17 protein-coding genes are annotated in these 19,394 nt (G+C 70.6%); 8 read left to right on the top strand and 9 right to left on the bottom strand.

The genetic code is table 11. The features are described 5' to 3' along the window. The first annotated feature begins 46 nt into the window (after nt 1-46). Both QTI20_RS10430 and cysE read left to right on the top strand, forming a co-directional pair. Nucleotides 47-796, top strand: a complete 750-nt coding sequence (locus QTI20_RS10430) for an RNA methyltransferase (RefSeq protein WP_286548061.1) — start codon at nt 47-49, stop codon at nt 794-796. A gap of 32 nt (nt 797-828) precedes the next feature. After that, a complete protein-coding gene (cysE, locus tag QTI20_RS10425; RefSeq protein WP_286548062.1) occupies nt 829-1,605 on the top strand; it encodes a serine O-acetyltransferase in 777 nt (258 codons plus the stop codon). An 18-nt stretch (nt 1,606-1,623) separates the two neighbouring features. Here the strand turns inward: cysE and QTI20_RS10420 are convergent, their stop codons facing one another. Beyond that, nucleotides 1,624-3,324, bottom strand: a complete 1,701-nt coding sequence (locus QTI20_RS10420) for an electron transfer flavoprotein-ubiquinone oxidoreductase (protein ID WP_286548063.1) — start codon at nt 3,322-3,324, stop codon at nt 1,624-1,626. Between the two features lie 229 nt (nt 3,325-3,553). Here QTI20_RS10420 and QTI20_RS10415 point away from each other — a divergent pair, with 229 nt between their 5' ends. Continuing rightward, nucleotides 3,554-3,976: an acyl-CoA thioesterase gene (locus QTI20_RS10415; protein ID WP_286548064.1), complete on the top strand. Its 423-nt coding sequence runs from the start codon at nt 3,554-3,556 to the stop codon at nt 3,974-3,976. Between the two features lie 14 nt (nt 3,977-3,990). On the opposite strand, the gene QTI20_RS10410 is transcribed toward QTI20_RS10415, so the two are convergent. Together QTI20_RS10410 and QTI20_RS10405 are read right to left on the bottom strand one after the other, a co-directional pair. Further along, nucleotides 3,991-5,361: a sensor histidine kinase gene (locus QTI20_RS10410; protein WP_286548065.1), complete on the bottom strand. Its 1,371-nt coding sequence runs from the start codon at nt 5,359-5,361 to the stop codon at nt 3,991-3,993. Then, nucleotides 5,358-6,032 (bottom strand): response regulator, encoded by a 675-nt coding sequence (locus tag QTI20_RS10405; protein ID WP_286548066.1) that lies wholly within the window; start codon nt 6,030-6,032, stop codon nt 5,358-5,360. The genes QTI20_RS10410 and QTI20_RS10405 overlap by 4 nt, the downstream gene beginning before the upstream one ends. Before the next feature lie 125 nt (nt 6,033-6,157). Here QTI20_RS10405 and QTI20_RS10400 point away from each other — a divergent pair, with 125 nt between their 5' ends. Then, nucleotides 6,158-6,919 carry a phosphatase PAP2 family protein gene (locus QTI20_RS10400; RefSeq protein WP_286548067.1) on the top strand — a complete coding sequence of 254 codons (762 nt, stop codon included), beginning with the start codon at nt 6,158-6,160 and terminating at the stop codon, nt 6,917-6,919. 46 nt (nt 6,920-6,965) lie between these two features. Continuing rightward, nucleotides 6,966-8,723, top strand: coding sequence for a phosphoethanolamine transferase (locus QTI20_RS10395; RefSeq protein WP_503011346.1), 1,758 nt, complete (start codon nt 6,966-6,968; stop codon nt 8,721-8,723). Between the two features lie 9 nt (nt 8,724-8,732). Here QTI20_RS10395 and QTI20_RS10390 read toward each other — a convergent pair whose 3' ends face one another. Continuing rightward, nucleotides 8,733-9,311 carry a peroxidase-related enzyme gene (locus QTI20_RS10390; protein WP_286548068.1) on the bottom strand — a complete coding sequence of 193 codons (579 nt, stop codon included), beginning with the start codon at nt 9,309-9,311 and terminating at the stop codon, nt 8,733-8,735. 95 nt (nt 9,312-9,406) lie between these two features. Between QTI20_RS10390 and QTI20_RS10385 the strand changes: the two genes are divergently transcribed. Beyond that, entirely contained in the window at nt 9,407-10,120 is a 714-nt protein-coding gene (locus QTI20_RS10385; RefSeq protein WP_286548069.1) for a hypothetical protein, read from the top strand. 7 nt (nt 10,121-10,127) lie between these two features. On the opposite strand, the gene QTI20_RS10380 is transcribed toward QTI20_RS10385, so the two are convergent. Further along, complete coding sequence (locus QTI20_RS10380; RefSeq protein WP_286548070.1) at nt 10,128-11,057, bottom strand: DUF6279 family lipoprotein; 930 nt, start codon at nt 11,055-11,057, stop codon at nt 10,128-10,130. A gap of 28 nt (nt 11,058-11,085) precedes the next feature. Then, entirely contained in the window at nt 11,086-11,334 is a 249-nt protein-coding gene (locus QTI20_RS10375; protein ID WP_286548071.1) for a hypothetical protein, read from the bottom strand. Nucleotides 11,335-11,442: 108 nt separating this feature from the next. Between QTI20_RS10375 and QTI20_RS10370 the strand changes: the two genes are divergently transcribed. Next, nucleotides 11,443-11,877 carry an FKBP-type peptidyl-prolyl cis-trans isomerase gene (locus QTI20_RS10370; RefSeq protein ID WP_503011347.1) on the top strand — a complete coding sequence of 145 codons (435 nt, stop codon included), beginning with the start codon at nt 11,443-11,445 and terminating at the stop codon, nt 11,875-11,877. Here the strand turns inward: QTI20_RS10370 and QTI20_RS10365 are convergent. Continuing rightward, nucleotides 11,864-13,099, bottom strand: coding sequence for an MFS transporter (locus QTI20_RS10365; protein ID WP_286548074.1), 1,236 nt, complete (start codon nt 13,097-13,099; stop codon nt 11,864-11,866). The two genes, QTI20_RS10370 and QTI20_RS10365, sit on opposite strands and share 14 nt — an antisense overlap. Before the next feature lie 125 nt (nt 13,100-13,224). Further along, nucleotides 13,225-15,864 carry an autotransporter family protein gene (locus tag QTI20_RS10360; RefSeq protein ID WP_286548075.1) on the bottom strand — a complete coding sequence of 880 codons (2,640 nt, stop codon included), beginning with the start codon at nt 15,862-15,864 and terminating at the stop codon, nt 13,225-13,227. Between the two features lie 144 nt (nt 15,865-16,008). Between QTI20_RS10360 and QTI20_RS10355 the strand changes: the two genes are divergently transcribed. Continuing rightward, nucleotides 16,009-16,908, top strand: coding sequence for an SDR family NAD(P)-dependent oxidoreductase (locus tag QTI20_RS10355; RefSeq protein ID WP_286548076.1), 900 nt, complete (start codon nt 16,009-16,011; stop codon nt 16,906-16,908). Here QTI20_RS10355 and QTI20_RS10350 read toward each other — a convergent pair. Then, nucleotides 16,905-19,310: a TonB-dependent siderophore receptor gene (locus QTI20_RS10350; RefSeq protein ID WP_286548077.1), complete on the bottom strand. Its 2,406-nt coding sequence runs from the start codon at nt 19,308-19,310 to the stop codon at nt 16,905-16,907. The two genes, QTI20_RS10355 and QTI20_RS10350, sit on opposite strands and share 4 nt — an antisense overlap. Between the last annotated feature and the right edge of the window lie 84 nt (nt 19,311-19,394).

Genomic DNA, 19,394 nt, shown 5'->3' with positions numbered 1-19,394 from the left:
GTTCTAATCGGGGCCCTTCCCGCACGCCTTCCCGCTCGTTTTTTTCATGCGCACCCGTTTCATCCTGATCCAGACCAGCCATGCCGGCAACGTGGGCGCCGCCGCGCGCGCCATGAAGACCATGGGCTTCGACGACCTCGTGCTGGTCGCGCCGCGCTGGGCCAACGTGCTGCGCCGCGAAGAGACCATCCAGCGGGCCAGCGGCGCGCTCGACGTGCTGGCCAACGCGCGCATCGTCGACACGCTCGACGAGGCGCTCGACGGCGTGACCCACCTGTGCGCCACCGCCATGATCCCGCGCGACTTCGGACCGCCCACGCGCACGCCGCGCGAGCACCTCGAACCGCTGGCCAAGGCCGAGCCGCCGCAGCATGTGGGCTTCCTGTTCGGCTCCGAGCGCTTCGGCATGCGCAACGAGGACGTCTACCGCTGCAATGTCGCGCTGAGCATCCCGGCCGATCCGAAATTCGGCTCGCTCAACCTCGGCGCCGCGATCCAGCTGATCGCCTACGAGTGGCGGCTGGCGCTGGGCGGATTTCCGGTCACCGAGTCGGTCGTGCCCCCGCAGGCGGCCGACGCCAAGGCCGTGGCCGGCATGCTCGACCATTGGGAACGCTCGCTGGTGCAGATCGGCTTCCTCGACCCCGAGGCGCCCAAGAAGCTCATGCCGCGGCTGCAGCAGTTGTTCAACCGCGCCCAGCCCACGCCCGAGGAGATCCACATCCTGCGCGGCATCGCCAAGGCCATGGCCGACGCCAAGAGCCCGCCCGCATCGCGCAAGGACGGCGCGGCTTAGACTCCCGCCGCTTTCATCTCGCCCACACACCCATGCTTTCGCGCCTGCGTTCCGACATCCAGTGCATCCTCGACCGCGACCCGGCCGCGCGCACGCGCTGGGAAGTGCTTACCCTGTACCCCGGCTTGCATGCCGTGGTGCTGCACCGCGTCGCGCACTGGTGCTGGACCCATGGCCTGCGGTGGATCGGGCGCTGCGTGTCGCAGTTCTCGCGCTGGGTCACGGGCATCGAGATCCATCCGGGCGCCAAGCTGGGCGAGCGTGTGTTCTTCGACCACGCGATGGGCGTGGTGGTGGGCGAGACCGCCGAGATCGGCGACGGCTGCACCATCTACCAGGGCGTGACCCTGGGCGGCACCTCGCTCTACAAGGGCACCAAGCGGCACCCGACGCTGGGCCGCGACGTGGTGGTGGGCGCGGGCGCCAAGGTGCTGGGCGGCTTCACCGTGGGCGACGGCGCCAAGATCGGCTCGAACGCGGTCGTGACCAAGCCGGTGCCCGCGGGCGCCACGGCCGTGGGCATCCCGGCGCGCATCATCGTGTCGACCCGCGGCGCGAGCGCCGACGTGAGCGAGGCGGCGCCGGGCTTCTCGGCCTACGGCCTCACGGCCCAGGACGACCCGCTGTCGCAGGCCATGCGCGGCCTGATCGACAGCGCGGCGGGGCAGGAGCACCAGATCGCGCTGCTCTGGCAGGCCATCGAGACGCTGTCGGCGCGCCAGCCCGAGGCGGCCGGCTGCGTGCCCGGCGACGCGGCGCTCAGCGAGCGCTTCGAGGCCGAGAAGCTGGTGCAGCTGGTCGGGAAGTGAAGGCCCCGACCCGCGTGCTCACATGCCGACGTAGTTGGGACCGCCGCCGCCTTCGGGCGTGACCCAGACGATGTTCTGCGTCGGGTCCTTGATGTCGCAGGTCTTGCAGTGCACGCAGTTCTGCGCGTTGATCTGCAGCCGCTCCTTGCCCGCGTTGGCCTCGTCGGGCACGAACTCGTAGACCCCGGCCGGGCAGTAGCGCGCCTCGGGGCCCGCGTACTGCGCGAGGTTGATCTTGACCGGCACCGACGCGTCCTTGAGCGTCAGGTGCGCCGGCTGGTTCTCTTCGTGGTTGGTGTTGCTGATGAACACGCTCGAGAGCCGGTCGAAGGTGAGCTTGCCGTCGGGCCGCGCGTAGCTGATCTTCTTGCAGGCGGCCGCGGGCTTGAGCCGCGCATGGTCGGCCTCGGTGCGGTGGATGGTCCAGGGGATGTGGCCGCGCAGCACGAACTGCTCGATGCCGGTCATCACCGTGCCCACGGTCAGCCCCTTCTTGAACCACTGCTTGAAGTTGCGCGCCTTGTTGAGCTCGGTGTGCAGCCAGCTGTTCTCGAAGGCGGCCGGGTAGGCGGCCAGTTCGTCGTGCTGGCGGCCCGCGGTCACCGCGTCGAAGGCGGCCTCGGCCGCGAGCATGCCGGTCTTGATCGCGGCATGGCTGCCCTTGATGCGGCTGGCGTTGAGGTAGCCGGCCTCGCAGCCGACCAGCGCGCCGCCCGGGAAGACGGTCTTGGGCAGCGAGAGCAGGCCGCCGGCGGTGATCGCGCGCGCGCCGTAGCTCAGGCGCTTGGGCGCCTTCAGGCCCTTGTCCTGGCCTTCGAAGTACCAGCGGATGTTGGGGTGCGTCTTGAAGCGCTGGAACTCCTCGAAGGGGCTCAGGTGCGGGTTCTGGTAGTCGAGGCCGACCACGTAGCCGATGATCAGCTGGTTGTTCTCCGCGTGGTAGACGAAGGAGCCGCCGTAGACGTCCGAGGGCAGCGGCCAGCCGGCCGTGTGGATCGCCAGGCCGGGCTGGTGGCGCGCCGGGTCGATCTCCCACAGCTCCTTGATGCCGATGCCGTAGCTCTGCGGGTCCTTGCCGTCGTCGAGCTTGTACTTGGCGATCAGCTGGCGGCCCAGGTGGCCGCGCGCGCCTTCGGCGAACACGGTGTACTTGCCCAGCAGTTCCATGCCGAGCTGGAAGTTCTCGGTCGGTTCGCCGTCCTTGCCGATGCCGAGGTTGCCGGTGGCCACGCCGCGCACCTTGCCGTCCTCGGTGTAGAGCACTTCGGCGGCCGGGAAGCCGGGGAAGATCTCCACGCCCAGTTCCTCGGCCTGCTGCGCCAGCCACTTCACCACGTTGCCGAGGCTGACGATGTAGTTGCCTTCGTTGTGGAAGTTGTGCGGCAGCATGAAGTTCGGCGTGCGGGTGGCGCCGTTCTCGCTGAGCATCAGGAAGGTGTCGGCCGTCACCGGCTGGTTCAGCGGCGCGCCGCGTTCCTTCCAGTCGGGGATCAGTTCCGACAGCGCGCGCGGGTCCATGATCGCGCCCGACAGGATGTGGGCGCCGGGTTCGGAACCCTTCTCGAGCACCACGACCGAGATCTCCTTGTCGTTCTGCGCGGCCAGTTGCTTGAGGCGGATCGCGGTCGAGAGTCCGGCGGGGCCGCCGCCGACGACGACGACGTCGTACTCCATGGCTTCGCGGGGTCCGAACTGGGCAAGGATTTCGTCGTGGGTCATTTGTGGGAAGTCTCGTCGATAGGGTGGGAGTGGGCCCGGCACCGCAGAGCCGTACGTTCTTGCAACATTTTATGCGGCTGCTTGCACGCTCCCCGAGCGCGCGGCGCACAGGGTAAGCGTCACCTGCGCGACCGGCAGTCCCCGCGGGGACGCGTGGACAATGTGCAACGCGCTTCCGAAGGAGGCGCTGCCTGGCCCCGAGCCTCCCGTTTTCTCAAGGCGCTACCCGATGAAGATTGAAATCCCCGAGCACAAGAAGCTCGTCTACGAGACCGCCATTCCCATCCGCTGGGGCGACATGGACGCCATGGGCCACCTCAACAACGGCACCTACTTCCGCTACATGGAGACCGCGCGCATCGACTGGATGCGCTCGATCGGCTTCGAGCCCGACCCCAAGGGCGAGGGCATGGTGATCGTCAATGCCTTCTGCAACTTCTACCGGCAGATCGAGTACCCGGGCGACGTGCTGCTGAAGATGTACGTGAGCGACCCGGGCCGCACCACCTTCGAGAGCTGGGCCACGATGGCGCGCGCCGAGGCGCCCGAGACGGTCTGCGCGGCGGGCGGCGCGACCACGATCTGGGTCGACTTCCCCAAGCAGAAGGCCATGAACTTGCCCGACTGGCTGCGCGAGATCGTCACGGTCTGAGCAGCCGTGGCCGCTCAGGCCGGCTGCAGCACGATGCGGGCCTCGAAGCCCGTGGCCGCGCCCTCGGGCGGCGAGCGCAGTTCGAGGCGCGCGTCGTGCTTCTGCACGATGGTCGCGACGATCGACAGGCCCAGCCCGTAGCCCGCGTGTTCCGCGCTGTGGCGCACATGGCGCTTGCGCAGCGTGCCCAGCGCGGCCTCGCTCACGCCCGGCCCGGTGTCGCGCACCACCAGCGAGCAGTCGGCTTCGACCGCGAGCTGCACCGGGCCGTCGCCGCCGTAGCGCAGCGCGTTCTCCACCAGGTTGCGCAGCGCGATCGCCAGCACGTCGAAGTCGCCCAGCACCACGGGCGGTTCGCCGCTGTCGGGCACCGACAGGTCCAGCCGGTCGAGCACGCGCGCGTCCTGCCAGAACTCCTGCGCCACGGTCGCGGCCAGCTGCGCCAGGTCGACGCGCTCGCGCGAGAAGGAGGCACCCGATTCGGCGCGCGACAGCTGCAGCAGCTTCTCGGTGCGCTGGCTCAGCACGCGCAGCGCATCGAGCGCGGCCTCGATGTCCTCGCGCCGCAGTTCGTGCTCCAGCGCCGTCTGCAGCCGCAGCCGCGCCGAGGCCAGCGGCGTGCGCAGTTCGTGGGCCGCGTTGGCCGCCAGCGCGCGTTCGACGTCCAGCGATTGCGACAGGCGATCGAGCAGCCGGTTCACATGGTCGCCCACCGACTGCAGTTCCTGCGGCAGGCCGGGCAGGGTGATCGGCCGCAGGTCGGCGCCGCTGCGTTCGCCGATCTCCTGGGCCAGTCGCTGCAGCACCTGCAGCTCGTCGCGCGCGATCGTGCGCAGCACCCAGGCCAGCAGCGGCAGCACCGCGCCCAGCGGGATGATCAAGCCGAACAGCGTGCGGTTGAGCGTCACGCGCCGCTCGTCGAGCGGGTCGGCCACCTGCAGGTAGAGGTCGCGGCTCGGATGGCGCACCGTGTAGATGCGCCAGGCCTCGTCGTTGGAGAAGCCCGCGGCCAGCGGCACGTCGAACACGTTGGCCGGGGTCTCGGCCGAGCGCATCAGCACCCGCTCGTTCTTGTCGACCACCTGGAACATCACCGCGGCATCGGCGAAGGTGGGGGTCGGCGCGATGAGGAATTTTCCGACGGGCACTTCGCCGGCGCGGCGGTCGAACTCGTCGAGCGCGATGTCGAACATGCGGTGCGAGACCTCGACCAGTTCGTTGTCGAAGTTGTAGTTGATCTCGCGGTCCACATACCAGACCACGCCGATCACGCACAGCAGCCAGACCCCGCCGACCCACAGGATCAGCGTCTGGATCAGCCGGCCGGCCAGCGTCTGGCGCTTGACCGGTGCCGGCGCCTCGGCCGCATTCGACGCGGCGTTCACTCGCCGTCGCCGGCCGCGTTGACCAGCCGGTAGCCCAGGCCACGCAGGGTCTGGATGTGGTTGCGGCCCAGCTTGCGGCGCAGCCGGCTGACGAAGACTTCCAGCGTGTTGCTGTCGGCCTCGTCGTCGAAGCCGTAGAGCGCGTCCTGCAGGTTCTCGCGCGTGTGGATGCGGTCGGGCCGCGTGGCCATCACGCGCAGCAGCGACCACTCCTTCTGCGTCAGCGCGACCGGCATGCCGTTGCGCCGCACCAGCTCGTGCGACAGGTCGATCTGCAGGTCGCCCAGCTCGATGATCGGCGCGCTGGCCGCGCTGCGGCGCCGCTCCACGGCGCGCAGCCGGGCCAGCAGCTCGCCGGGGTCGTAGGGCTTGATGAGGTAGTCGTCGGCGCCGGCATCGAGGCCGCGGATCCGGTCGGTGACCTGGTCGCGCGCCGTGAGCACGATCACGATCGGGCGCTCCTTGATCGCCCGGATCTGCGGCAGCAGCGACAGGCCGTCGCCATCGCCCAGGTGCAGGTCGAGCAGCACCGCCGCGTACTGCGCCGCGCGCAGCGCGGCCGAGGCCTCGGCCAGGCTGGCACAGGCATCGACCACGAAGGCCTTGGCCTGCAGGTATCCGCAGACCGCCTCGGACAGCGTGGCATCGTCTTCGACCAGCAGAACGCGCACGGAAGTCACCTCCAAAAGAGAGCAAGTCTATCGAAGCACGCGCTTCAGGCGCCGTTCATCCTGCGTCGGTAGTCTCGCCGCCATCGTCGAACGGCTTCTTCGGATGGGCCTTCCGCCCGTGCTGCATGTCCTTCAGTTCCCGCCTTACCGCCTCTTCTTCCTCCTCCTCCTCAGCCTTCGTCCTCGGTCCCGCGCCCATCGGCACGTCCGGGGTCTTCGTCGCCACGTTCGCCGGCCTGCTCGCGCTGCTGCTCTGGGATGCGAGCGGTCTCGACCTGGCGATGGCCCGCTGGGCCGGAGGGCCGCACGGCTTCGCCCTGCGCGACGATCCGGTCTTCATCCAGGTCTTCCACGAGGTGCCGCGGCTGTTGAGCTGGCTGTGCGTGGCGGGCCTGCTGGTCGCGATCCGGTGGCCCGTCGGCCTGTTGCGCCGGCTGGCACGGGCCGAGCGCGTGCAGCTCGCGTTGACCGTGCTGGCCTCGGTGATCGCCGTGTCGCTGCTCAAGCGCGGCAGCCATTCCAGCTGCCCCTGGGACCTGCGCGAGTTCGGCGGCACCGCGGTCTACGTCTCGCACTGGGCCTGGGGCGTGAGCGACGGCGGTCCCGGCGGCTGCTTTCCCGCGGGCCATGCCTCCGCGGCGCTCGCCTATGTGGGCGGCTGGTTCGTGCTGCGCCGGCGCCTGCCGCGCGCCGCCGCGGTCTGGCTCGCGAGCGCGCTGGTCCTGGGGCTGGCCCTCGGCCTGGCGCAGCAGTGGCGCGGCGCCCACTACATGAGCCACACGCTGTGGAGCGCATGGATCTGCTGGTCGATCGGCTGGCTCGGGGACCTGCTCGCGCATACCCGCTGGCGCACCGGCGATCTCCTGTCTAAGCTGAATGAATTCTGAACGAGGTGTTCAGGCATATTTCAGTCCTGCTTCTCACCATCGGTCGATGACTGTTTCCCTTCCCGCGGCCCTGTCGCCACTCGAGCCTGCTGTGTCCGGGCGCCCGCGCGCCAACTTTTCGCTTTCCCGTCCCGCCTGGCTGCTGGCCCTCGATGCCTGGATGGCGCGCCCGCGCTCCGCGCAGGCCGTGGTGATCGGCCTTTCGCTCTACCTGCTGGTGGCGGCCAACTGGGCGCTGTGGCTCGAGCTCGCGCGCATCGGCGGCGCACCCAGCGTCTACATGCGCTCGGTCGGCGCGATGGCCGTGATGATCGGCTTCGGCACCGTGGCGCTGCTGTCCTTCACCGCCTGGACGCGCTGGATGAAGCCGCTGTGGTTCTTCGTCGTGCTGATCGCGGCCGTGGCCCAGCACTACATGCTGACCTACCGCGTGGTGATCGATCCCACCATGGCCGCCAACGCGCTGCAGACCGACATGCACGAGACGCGCGACCTGCTGAGCTGGCGCCTGCTGTTCAACGTGCTGCTGGTGACGGCGCTGCCCGCCTGGTGGCTGCTGCGCGTGCGCGTGCTGCCGATGCGGGCCTGGGGCCAGATCTGGCGCAATGCGGCGCTGCTGGCGGTGGCGCTGGTGGTGGGCATTGCCGCCACCGCCGCGATGTCGCGCGAAGTCGCGCCGCTGATGCGCAACCACGTCACGCTGCGCTACATGATGAACCCGCTGGCCAGCGTCTACTCGACCGCCACGGCCGCCATCCGGCCGCTGTTCAAGCGCAGTCGCAAGCTGATCCCCATCACGGCCGGCGCGGCGCTGGGCCCCAGCTATGCGACGCAGGCCAGGCCGCCGCTGTTCGTGATGGTGGTGGGCGAGACCGCGCGCTCCGATCACTTCGCGCTCAACGGCTATGCCCGCGACACCACGCCCGAGCTCGCGGCGCGCGAGGTGCTGAGCTGGCGCAACGTGCATTCCTGCGGCACCAACACGCTGGCCTCGGTGCCCTGCATGTTCTCCTCGCTGGGCAAGAAGGGCTACGAGGGCCGCAAGGACGACTACGAGAACCTGCTCGACGTGGCGCAGGCCGCGGGCCTGGCCGTGCTGTGGATCGACAACCAGGCCGGCTGCAAGGGCGTGTGCGACCGCGTGCCCAACACCTCGGCGGCGGTGGGCCTGTCCGCCGAAGCGAAGGGCAAGCTCTGCGACGGCGACGAGTGCCTCGACGACGTGATGCTCAAGAACATCGACCAGCGCATCGCGGCGCTGCCGGCCGAGCGGCGCCAGCGCGGCGTGCTGCTGGTGCTGCACCAGATGGGCAGCCACGGCCCGTCCTATGCGAAGCGTTCGTCGGCCGAGACCAAGCGCTTCATGCCCGAGTGCAAGACCAACGTGCTGGCCGACTGCAGCCATGGCGAGCTCATGAACGCCTACGACAACTCGATCGCCCACACCGACCGCTTCCTGGCCCGCACCATCGACTGGCTCAAGACCCAGTCGCCGAACTTCGACACCGGCATGCTCTACATGAGCGACCACGGCGAGTCGCTGGGCGAGTACGGCCTGTTCCTGCACGGCCTGCCGTACAACATCGCGCCCGAGGTGCAGAAGCACGTGCCCATGGTCGCGTGGTTCGGCGAGGGCCTGAAGGCGCGCGAACACCTGTCGACCGCCTGCCTGCAGAAGGACCGCGAGGCCGAGCTCACGCACGACAACCTCTACCACACGCTGCTGGGCGTGCTCGATCTCCAGACGCCGACCTACCAGCCCACGCTCGACGCCTTCGCGCACTGCAAGGTCGCCGGCAACTGAGCGGCGCGGCTATTTCTTGTCTCTCGGCAGGCGGCCCATCAGGAAGAACTCGGGATTCGGCTGCATGCCGGTGAAGCTCGCCATCCGGTTCGACAGGCCGAAGAAGGCCGTGATCGCGCCGATGTCCCAGATGTCCTCGTCGTCGAAGCCGTGCGCATGCAGCGCGGCGAAGTCGGCGTCGTCGACCTCGTGCGAGCGGTCGCAGACCTTCATCGCGAAGTCGAGCATCGCGCGCTGGCGCGGCGTGATGTCGGCCTTGCGGTAGTTCACCGCCACCTGGTCGGCCACCAGCGGCTTCTTCTCGTAGATGCGCAGCAGCGCGCCGTGCGCCACCACGCAGTAGAGGCACTGGTTGGCCGCGCTGGTGGTGGTGACGATCATCTCGCGGTCGCCCTTGGTCAGCGAGCCTTCCTCCTTGAGCATCAGCGCGTCGTGGTAGGCGAAGAAGGCGCGCCATTCGGCCGGGCGGCGCGCGAGCGCCAGGAACACGTTGGGCACGAAGCCGGCCTTCTCCTGCACCGCGAGCACGGCGGTGCGGATGTCCTCGGGCAGGTCCTTCAGTTCGGCCAGCGGGTAGCGTGATGTCATGGGTGTCTCCTTCGTTGGATCGCCCATCATAGGCAGCGCGAAGACCCCGTTTGGGTCTAACCTCGAGCACCGTCCACCCGTCTCCCCCCGACCTCATGCGCAACGCCCTCGACTTCAGCTCCTGGCAAGGCCTGCTCTCCACGCTGCTCGGCCTCGTGCTGGTGTCGCTGATCGCGGTCGGCATCCGCCTGGTCGTGATGCACAGCGTGCAGCAGCGGCGCGAGCGGCAGAACCGGCAGATCAACGAGCGGCTCAAGACGCTGATCGCGGCCTACAAGACGCTGGGTGGCTCGTTCACCGGCGACCTGGCGGTCGACCCGAGTCATCTGCGCGAGCTGCGTGCGCGCGCCGGTGCCGCGCAGGCGGCGCTCGAGGCCGCGGAGGGCGTGACGGCCGTGGCGCCGGCGGTGCGCGAAGACACCGGCTCGGACCGCCGGCGCCGGGTGCGCGACGCGGTCGAGGCCGCGCTGTCCGACGTGATCCTGCTGGGCACGCACGAGCAGGTGCGCATGGCGGCCGAGGCCGCCAACGACATGGTGGCGGGCCGGCCGATCGAGACGGCCGCGTTGGTCGCGTCCCTGCGCAGCTTCATCCGCGACGTGCTCGACCTCGAGGTCATCCCGGCCTCGCTGGCCATTCCCAAGCAGGGGCCGCTGCGCGTCAGTGGCGGCAGCGGGCGGGCCGGGGCTGGCGGCGCGGCGAAGGGCGGGGCCAAAGGGGGCGGAGGGCAGGGCGGTGGCGGCATGGGCGGCGGCTTCGGCACGCACGCGGACCCCGCGCGCGACGAGCCCGCCGCCGGCGGCCACTGAGGCGGCCTCAGGGCGCGAGCTGTTCCGACGGCAGGCGCGACGGGCTTGGGCGCGGCGTGGCGATCAGCTCGCGCACATCCCGTGCATAGCCCATCAGCCGGCGTGCGGCGCGTTCACGCTGGTCCGGGCGCGTGAGCTGGTGCAGCGCCGCGATGTTGGCGCAGCTTTCCTGCAGCAGGGCCTGCTGGTAGGCCTGCCACGCGCCGGTCGGCGGATGGGCGATGCGTTGCGCATAGGCCTCGATGGCGGCGCGCACCTCGGGCACCGGTGCCGACTGGCGGCTGAAGCGCCGCAGCAGGGCCAGCGATTCCTGCTGCCGCTGGCGCCGCTCGGCGTCGACGCGGCGCGGGTCGAAGATCGAGCGGTCCACCGCCTCGCGCAGCCATTGCCGCTGGCTGTTGTCGAGCGAACCGTAGAAGTCCTCGCTGCGGTCGAGGAAGTCCTGGTAGCGCTTCTGGTGCTGCTGTGCCACGCTGCGTTCCAGCCAGTCGCGCGCATAAGTCGCATTGTTCTTCGCGTACTTGCGCTCGACCTGGCGCAGCTGCGTCTCGTCGAGGCTCGCGACCAGTTCGGCGCCTGGCTTCGCGGCCTCGAGCGCGATGGCGAGCAGGCGGTCGCGGACCTCGTCGCCGACCGCGCACACCTCCGAGGCCGTCACGTCGGCCGGTGCCTGGGCCGCGGCCTTTTCGAGCAGCGACTGAAATTTCGGCAGCTCGTTGCGCCGGTGGCTTTCCAGCAGCGCCGCAAGCTGCTCGCGCACCCTGGGCGTCTGGCCGCTGTTGAAGTCGACGTAGCCGTCGAGCCACCAGTAGCCGAGTTCCGGCAGGTTGTTGTAGGCCAGCTTGACGGCGCTGCATCCCGCCAGCGCCACGCCCAGCAGCAGGACGCAGCCCGTCCTCGACCACCGGGCCAGGGGTGCGAGCCGCGGTCGCTTCAAGGGCGTGCCTGCTGGGGAAGGGGAAGGATCAGCCCGCGTCCTTCAAGGCCTTCTTGGCCTTTTCGGCGGAGTTCTGCGAACGGTTCTTGTGGTAGCCCGACTTGACGTTGTTGACGGCCTTGCCCACCGGCCCGCTCTTCTTGGCCTCGTTGTCGGCGCGCTTCTCGTCGATCTTGTGCTTGGCGGCGTCGGTGGCTTCCGAGGCGGCCTTGCCGACCTGTGCGCCGGCGCTCAGGACAGTGAGGGAGGCAGCGAGCACGAACAGCATCTTCTTCATCGGGTTCTCCAGAAATTGATCCAAGCCTAGACTAGACACGCTGCCGGGCCCCGGCCCTGTCAGCCGCCGCCGCGCCTGCCTGTGGTGGCGCAACGCCAGCCCGCAATAATGGGGCTTTCATCCCTCCAAGGACATCCCGTGCGATTTCTGCTGTGTGCCTCCCTCCTGTGCCTTTCCTCGGCCGCCTTCGCCCAGAGCGCGCCGGTCACCACGCCCAGCGGCCTGATCTACCAGTCGCTCAAGGACGGCACCGGCGCCTCGCCCACGGCCAGCGACACCGTCAAGGTGCACTACCGCGGCACCTTCCCCGACAGCGGCAAGGAGTTCGACAGCTCCTACAAGCGCGGCGAGCCGATCGAGTTTCCGCTGTCGGGCGTGATCCCCTGCTGGACCGAAGGCGTGCAGAAGATGAAGCCCGGCGGCAAGGCCAAGCTGGTGTGCCCGCCGGCCATCGCCTACGGTGCGCGCGGCGCGGGCGGCGTGATCCCGCCCAACGCCACGCTCAACTTCGAAGTCGAGCTGATCTCGGTCAAGGGACGCTGAGCGCAGCGGCGCGCGGCGCGCGCCCCAGCAGGGCCGCCACCGCGGCGGCCGCGAGCACCAGCACGCTGCCCAGCAGCATCGCGCTCGCGATGCCCCGGCCGTCGACCGCCAGGCCGCCAAGCAGCGCGCCCGAGGCGATCGCGACTTGGAAGGCCGTGACCAGCATCGCCTGACCGGCCTCGGGTGCCTCGGGCAGCGCCTTGAGCATCCAGCCCGTGGCCGAGACCGGCACCATGCCGAAGGCCACGCCCCAGGCCAGCACCACCACCGCGCCCGCGGCCACGCCGGCGCCGATCAGCGTCGACACGGCCAGCGACGCCGCCAGCAGCAGGGCGGTGGCCACCACCGCCGTCAGCGGGCTGCGCGCCACGATGCGCCCGCCGATGAAGTTGCCCACGAAGCCCGCCGCGCCGTAGACCAGCAGCAGCGCCGTGACCAGTGCCGGCGAGAGGCCGAAGATCTGCTGCAGCAAGGGCTTGAGGTAGGTGTAGGCCGCGAAGTGCCCCGCCACCATCAGCACCACCGCGGCCAGGCCGACTGCCGCCAGGCGGCGCGTCAGCGGCGTGAGCAGGTCGCGCGGCCGGATGGCGCGCAGCGCCGGCAGCGCGGGCAGCAGCCACAGCTGCACCGCCAGCACCACCGCGGTCAGCAGCGCCGAGGCGGCGAAGGCCGATCTCCAGCCCGCGATGCTGCCCAGCAGCGCGCCGGCCGGCACACCCAGCACGGTGCCCACCGAGATGCCGGCCAGGATCATCGACATCGCGCGCGGCTGGTCGGCCGGCGGCACCAGCTGCGTGCCCACGGCCGGCGCGAAGGACCAGAAGCCGCCCACGCACAGGCCCAGCAGCAGGCGCGCCACCAGCATGGTCGAGAAGCTGGGCGCGAAGGCGGCCAGCAGGTTCGACACCAGCAGCAGCGCGGTCAGCGCCAGCACCACCGTGCGCCGGTCGAGCCGGCCCGCGGCCACGGTCAGCGCCGGCGCGGCGAAGGCGGCCAGCACGCCCGGCATCGTGACCATCAGGCCCGCGGTGCCGTCGGACACGTGCAGGCCGCGCGCGATGTCGGTGAGCAGGCCGACCGGCAGGAACTCGGTCGTGACCATCACGAAGGTGCCCACGGCGATCGAGCCGACCGCGAGCCAGGCCGAGCGGGGCGCCGCGGCGGCGGGCGCGAGCGCCGGGGTGGCGACGCTGTCGTCGCAGGTGGTGCAGGAAGGGGACACGGGGAGGGGCTCCGAGGGGCGTATGTGCAAACCCTGGAGTGTGGGCACCGCGGCGCTTCAGACCAAGCCACCGGACGGTCCCAGTGTGTTTCCCCGGCGCCAACAATCGCGGCGCCCGGGCGTCCCTACCAGTGGACCCGAAGCCCCAGCTGCCCCTGCACGCTGCGCAGTTCCGTGGCGCCCAGCGCGCGCGTGGCCGACAGGCCGGCGTACAGCGAGACCGCGCTGCCGACCTGGCCCGTGATGCCCGCGCCCAGCTCCAGCGCGCTGGCGTTGCGCTGCGTCTGCACCGCATCGCCGGCGCCGAACACCGCGTCGGTGCGGCCGCGCAGCGCATGCCACAGGTTGAGCTTGAGGTAGGGCTTCCACGCACCCGTGCCGCCGACCGCGCCGTAGAGGCGCGCGCCCAGCCGCGCCATCACCGCGTTGTCGTGGTCGAAGCGGACGGTGGCGATGCCGTCGTCGATGTCGTCGAGCGAACTGCGCTGCCAGATCAGCTGGGCCTGCGGTTCGAGCACCGCGCTGCCGCCCAGCGCCACCGGATAGCCGGCCTCGATGGAGGCGGTGAACAGGTCGCCGCGCGGCTTGCCGCCCCGGCCCAGCGTCGACAGCGCATCGGCCTTGTAGCGCGTGCCCATGAGCACGGCGTCGCTGTACCAGCCCGTGGTGCCGATGTGGGTCCAGTAGGCGCCCAGGCTGTAGCCCTCGACCACCAGCTGGCCGACCTTCGTCTTGGTCGCGCCGTCGGCCATGCCGCTCGCGTCGCCGCTGCCGCGGGTGTAGCCGGCCATCAGCCCGGCGCGGTCGCTGCTGCCGCCATCGCCGCGCCGCGAGAGCAGGTCGTGCCCGAGCTGCAGCCCGCTCAGCGTGCCGTCGAACTGCGGGCGGGCGTCGCCATGGAGCTGTTGTTTCGTGCGCTGTCCGAAGACGCGGGCCCAGGAGGCGGGCGCATTGGCGTCGCGCAGCAGCAGGCCGGTGTCGCCCTGGCGCTCGTTGAAGGTGCCGAGCTGCGCGATGCCGAGCTGGCGCACGACGATCGGGATCGTGCTGTAGAGCGCGACCTCGGGCCGGTACAGCGTGACGGGCGCCACCGTCGGCGGCGGCGCGCCGGGGTTGGCGGCAGCCGCCTCGGCGATCACGGCCGCGGCCTCTTCGGGCGAGCCGACCACCGCGCCGCCCACCGCCAGCGCGTGGGTGCGCAGGTACCAGCTCTGCGCGGCGTCGCCGGTCGAAGCGCTGGCGCCGCCGCGGAACAGGCGGTAGGCATAGGCGCCGGCCTCGACCGGCTGCGCCAGTGCGAAGGCGGTGGGCGTGGTGGTGGCGCCATTGACGGCCTGCACCAGCACGATGCCGTCGGCCACGGTCGCCGCGCCGGCGCCGCCGCGGTTGAGGACCTGGATGCGCGTGTCGCCCGAGGCCGTGCCGCCGTCGATCACCAGCCGGTCGGCCGGCGAGCCGTCGCTGCCGAGCACGCCGTGGAGCTGCAGCAGCGCGCCATTGCCCACGTAGTTGCCGCGCACCGTGAACGCGCCATAGCCCTGGCCCGCGCCGGGCCCGGGCTGCCAGCTGCCCTGGTTGCTCACGTTGCCCGCGAAGGTGCCGGTGCCCGCCACCACCGTGCCGGGCAGCACCGCGATGCTGAGGCTGCTCAGCGTGCCGTTCACCTCGAAGCGGCCGCTCTCGACGCGGATGCTGTTGGCGAACGTGGCATCGGTGGTCCAGCGCCAGTCGCTGCCGCGCATCGTGAGGTTCTGGAAATTGCGGAAGGCGTTGTCGACCGTGCCGCTGCCTTCGAGGAAGGTGTCGCTGCGCGCGCCGCCGCCGTCGGCCGCGCCACGGATCACCGAGCCGGTCTGCAGGATCAGCGTGCCCGTGCCCAGCGGGCCCATGAAGATCGCACCGTCCTGCGTGGCGCCACCCGCGCCTTCGATCAGGCCGGCATTGACCAGCACGTCGTTGCCGTTCTGGCCGCGGTAGCCGTAGGAGCTAGCGCTCGAGATCACGCCGCCCGCGCGGTTCTCCACCCGCGAGAAGAAGCTGGCGGCGCCCACGGTGTTGGCATGCACCGCATCGGCGAAGCCCGCGGTCGGCGAGGTGTTGGCGCCCAGCGCGCGGATGGTGCCGGTGTTGACCAGCACATTGGCCACCCCGTTGCCGCCCTGCAGGTACACGCCCTTGGACGCGGTGCCGCTGACCGTGATGCTGCCGCTGTTGCTCACGGTGTTGCCGGGACCGAAGGTGAAGACGCCGTGCGAACTGCCGCCGGTGGTCGCGATGCTGCCGGTGTTGGTCAGCGTGCTGCGTGTGCTGCTGCCCGAAGGCGTGGCCATGCCCGCGGTGCCGCCGCTGGTGGTGCGGATGCTGCCGTTGTTGGTCAGCACGTTGTCGTCGCCGGTCGCCGCCATGGCCGCCCGCGCGGCGCCCGCGCCGCCCGAGACCGTGATGCTGCCGTTGTTGGTGATGCGGCTGCGGTCGCCGACCACCAGCGCCTGGGTGGCGTTGGTGCTCAGCGAGGCGCCGGTGTCGACCGTGATCGTGACCTCGGTGCTGCCCGGCGCGGCCTGTACGCTGGTCGAGCCGGTGGTGCTGCCCTGGCAGATCACGCTGTCGCCGGTGCCGGGAAAGAGGGTGGGACCGCAGGCGGCTTCGGCCGTGCCGCAGGCCAATCCCGTGAGGGTGGCCAGCGCGGCGGCCATCGTGGCACGCGGTCTCGCGCCGGCTCGGCGCGTCGGGTCGGGGCGCAGGCGCTGCGGGTCAACGGGCATGGGGGCTCCTCGAGGTGTCGCGGCCAGGATGGGCGTTGCCATTGTGAGTGGTTGTTAACAATTGAGAAACCATTGGAATTTCCGGGTTGCGCGCAGGCCCCAGTCCTGTTTCGATCCATCGGAACCCTTCACAAAGGACCCCCCATGCCTTCATCGACGCTTCCATTGAGCGGCCGCGTGGCCGTGGTCACCGGCGCCAGCCGCGGCGCGGGGCGCGGCATCGCGATCGAGCTGGGCGCGGCCGGCGCCACGGTCTACGTCACCGGCCGCAGCACGCGCGAGCGGCCGGCCGCCGGCTACGAGCAGTTGCTCGCGCTGTCGCAGCTGGCCACGCTGCCGGGCACCATCGACGCGACCGCCGAGGAGGCGACGCAGGCGGGCGGGCGGGGCATCGCGGTGGCCTGCGACCACGGCCGGGACGACGAGGTGGCGGCGCTGTTCGAGCGCGTGCAGCGCGAGCAGGGCCGGCTCGACCTGCTGGTGAACAACGCCTGGGGCGGGCATGAAAGCTTCGACGGCGTGTTCGATGCGCCGTTCTGGACCCGGCCCCTGTCGTCGAACTGGGCATCGATGTTCGAGCACGGCCTGCGCCACCACCTGCTGGCCAGCCGCCATGCGGCGCCGCGCATGGTGGCGCAGCGCGGCGGCCTGATCGTGACCACCACCTTCTGGGACCGCGGCCACTACATCGCCGGTAATCTGTACTACGACCTGGCCAAGGCCGCGATGACCCGCCTGGCTTTCGGCATGGCGCAGGAGCTGCGCGCGCACCAGGTCACGTCGCTGGCCGTGTCGCCGGGCTGGATGCGCACCGAGTTCGTGTTGGCCGGCCACCGGACCGACGAGGCGCACTGGACCGAGCGGCCCGCGCTGGCCCGCACCGAGTCGACCCGCTACCTGGGCCGCGCGGTGGCCGCGCTGGCGGCCGACCCGACGGTGATCGCCCGCACCGGCCAGGTGCTGCGCGTGGCCGACCTCGCGACCGCGTACGGCTTCACCGACGTCGATGGCCGGTGGGTCCCGGCCTTCGAGATGGACGGCTAGAAGTTGTAGGTCGCGGTCGCCACGATCCTGCGCAGCTCCGCGTAGCGGCAGCTGCCGGCGCTGCAGGCGTTGAGGTAGGTCTTGTTCGTGAGGTTGCGCAGGTTCAGCGCCAGGCTCCAGTGCTGCAGCTCGTAGCCGACGAGCGCATCGAACACGGTGTACGAGGGCACCTTCGCGGCCGCCGATTCCTGGTAGCCGCGGTTCGAGCCCATGAAGCGCGCGCCCAGGCCGAGCCTGAAGCCGGACTCGAAGCGGTAGTCGGTCCAGGCCGAGAGCTGGTTGCGCGACACCGCCTGCATCTGCTTGCCGATCTCGCTGGGCGTGCTGCTGGCCGTGACGATGGCCTTGGGCGTGTAGGTGTAGGCGGCGATCACGTTCATGCGCTTGACCGGCTGGAAGGCCGCTTCGAGCTCGAGCCCGCGCACCAGGATCTCGCCGGTCTGCTTGGGCAGGAAGTCCGGCGTGTAGGTGATGTAGTTCTTGCGCCGCAGGTCGAAGATCGCGGCGCTGTACCTGCTCTTGCTGTCCACCGGCTGGTAGCGCACGCCGACCTCGTACTGGCGCCCGGTCTCGGGCTTGAGCGGGGTGTTGGTCTCGGGGTCGATGGTCGCGGTCGGCGAGAAGGACTCGGAGTAGCTGAGGTACGGCGCCCAGCCGCTCGGATGCAGGTAGACCAGGCCCGCGCGGCTCGTGAACTTGTGGTCGGAGATGCGGGTGCGCGAGCCGTCGGTGTGGCTGTCCAGCGTGGCGGTGGCGCTGTCGTAGCGGCCGCCCAGCGTCGCCACCCAGTCGCCCCACTTGACCTGGTCCTGCAGGTAGGCGCCGGTCTGCACCAGGCGGGTCCGGGCGTCGAACCACGGGTCACCGGGCACCACGTCGTGGGTGTAGACCGGGTCGTAGCCGTCGATGCCCGAGACCGTGCCGGCGTTGTAGGTGCGCTGGTCGTTGCGCGAGCGCTGGTGGTCCAGGCCGAACAGCACGGTGTGCTGCCAGTCGCCCAGCTTGAGCCTGGCCTGCGCCTGGTTGTCGATGGTCAGGAGCCGCGCGCTTTCCTTGCTGCCGAAGGGGAAGCGGTTGAGCACGCGGAAGTTGGCCGGGTCCGCCGGGTCGTCGGGGTTCACGACCGCGAAGTCGGCCTGGTTGTAGACCTGCCGGTAGTCGACCTTGATCGAACCGTAGCGAACGTTCTGGCGCAGCGTCCAGGTGTCGTTCACGCGGTGGTCGAGCAGGTAGCCCACCATCCACTGGTCCTGGTTGAAGTGGTCGAAGCCGGGCTCGCCCACATAGGTCTTGGGCGAGAAGCGGCCGTTGGGGTTGGGCAGCAGCGTGCCGACCTCGGGGAAGCTGCCGTAGGAGCTGCCGTCGCGGATGCGCAGGTAGTGCGAGAGCAGCGTGAGCGAGGTGTCGCCCGAGGGCTTCCAGGTCAGCGAGGGCGCGAGGAACACGCGGTCGTTGGGCAGGCCGCTGCCTTCCAGCCTGGCGTCGCGCACCAGGCCGGTGAAGCGGTACAGCAGCTTGCCCTCGGCGTCGACCGGGCCCGAGACGTCGCCCGCGACCTGGCGCCGCGAGTGGTCGCCCAGCTGGAGCTGCAGTTCGCGCAGCGGCTCCTCGGTCGGCCGCTTGCTGACCACGTTGATCATGCCGCCCGGGCCGGTCTGGCCATAGAGCACCGAGGAGGGGCCGCGCAGCACCTCGATGCGCTCGGTGCCGTAGTTCTCGGTCTGCCAGATGGCCCAGCCGTTGTTGTTGCGCAGCTGCAGGCCGTCGAGGTAGTAGCCGGGCGTCTGGGCGTCGAAGCCGCGGATGATGGTCCAGTCGAAGCGCGAATCGGCGCCCCAGGGCGACACGTTGATGCCGGGCGTGTAGGCCAGCGCGTCCTTGAGGCGCAGGGCGCCGGTGGCCTCGATGAAGTCCGAGGTCACGACCGAGATCGACTGCGGCGTCTCGATCAGCGGCGTGTCGGTCTTGGTGCCCGTGGCGCTGCGTTGCGCCACATAGCCGATCACCGGGCTGGCCGCGGTCTCGCGCGCCGTCGTGGCCGTGACGGTGATCGCGCCCAGCGTCGTGCCCGAGGAGGCGGCCTGGCGCTCGACCGTCACGATGTTGCCCTCGAAGCGGCCGAAGAGGCCGCTGCCGGCCAGCAGGCGTTCGAGCGCCTGGCGCGGGCTCAGCTGGCCGGACACGGCGGGCGCGGTCCTGCCCGCCACCACGTCCTGCTGGACCGCGAGCTGGAGCCGCGTCTGGCGCGCCCAGTCGTTGAGTGCCGAGGCCAGCGGCTGGGCGCCGATGCTGATCTGCATCGGCGTGCCGGCCGCGCCGCCTTGCGCGCTGGCCGAGGCGGTGCCGAAGACCAGCGCGAGGGCCAGGGCAAGCGGCGCGGGCCGCGTCAGAAGGCGATTCATGTCGATGTGCTCCAGGTAGAAAAAACGGTTGCTACCTGGGAAGACGCAGCACGGCCCCGCCACCCTGTATCCATTGCGAAATAA

It is taken from the genome of Variovorax sp. J2P1-31, from assembly GCF_030317215.1.
Lineage (GTDB): Bacteria > Pseudomonadota > Gammaproteobacteria > Burkholderiales > Burkholderiaceae_C > Variovorax.
The sequence above is the reverse complement of the archived record's forward strand: the minus strand, read 5'-3'. Positions and strand labels throughout refer to the sequence as shown.

Bases quoted from the DNA above. Each gene is read 5' to 3' on its own strand.
- QTI20_RS10430 (WP_286548061.1), top strand. From the start codon at position 47: ATGCGCACCCGTTTCATCCTGATCCAGACCAGCCATGCCGGCAACGTG.
- QTI20_RS10415 (WP_286548064.1), top strand. From the start codon at position 3,554: ATGAAGATTGAAATCCCCGAGCACAAGAAGCTCGTCTACGAGACCGCC.
- QTI20_RS10370 (WP_503011347.1), top strand. From the start codon at position 11,443: ATGGGGCTTTCATCCCTCCAAGGACATCCCGTGCGATTTCTGCTGTGT.
- cysE (WP_286548062.1), top strand. From the start codon at position 829: ATGCTTTCGCGCCTGCGTTCCGACATCCAGTGCATCCTCGACCGCGAC.
- QTI20_RS10400 (WP_286548067.1), top strand. From the start codon at position 6,158: ATGTCCTTCAGTTCCCGCCTTACCGCCTCTTCTTCCTCCTCCTCCTCA.
- QTI20_RS10375 (WP_286548071.1), bottom strand. From the start codon at position 11,334: ATGAAGAAGATGCTGTTCGTGCTCGCTGCCTCCCTCACTGTCCTGAGC.
- QTI20_RS10420 (WP_286548063.1), bottom strand. From the start codon at position 3,324: ATGACCCACGACGAAATCCTTGCCCAGTTCGGACCCCGCGAAGCCATG.
- QTI20_RS10360 (WP_286548075.1), bottom strand. From the start codon at position 15,864: ATGCCCGTTGACCCGCAGCGCCTGCGCCCCGACCCGACGCGCCGAGCC.
- QTI20_RS10390 (WP_286548068.1), bottom strand. From the start codon at position 9,311: ATGACATCACGCTACCCGCTGGCCGAACTGAAGGACCTGCCCGAGGAC.
- QTI20_RS10355 (WP_286548076.1), top strand. From the start codon at position 16,009: ATGCCTTCATCGACGCTTCCATTGAGCGGCCGCGTGGCCGTGGTCACC.
- QTI20_RS10385 (WP_286548069.1), top strand. From the start codon at position 9,407: ATGCGCAACGCCCTCGACTTCAGCTCCTGGCAAGGCCTGCTCTCCACG.
- QTI20_RS10395 (WP_503011346.1), top strand. From the start codon at position 6,966: ATGACTGTTTCCCTTCCCGCGGCCCTGTCGCCACTCGAGCCTGCTGTG.
- QTI20_RS10350 (WP_286548077.1), bottom strand. From the start codon at position 19,310: ATGAATCGCCTTCTGACGCGGCCCGCGCCGCTTGCCCTGGCCCTCGCG.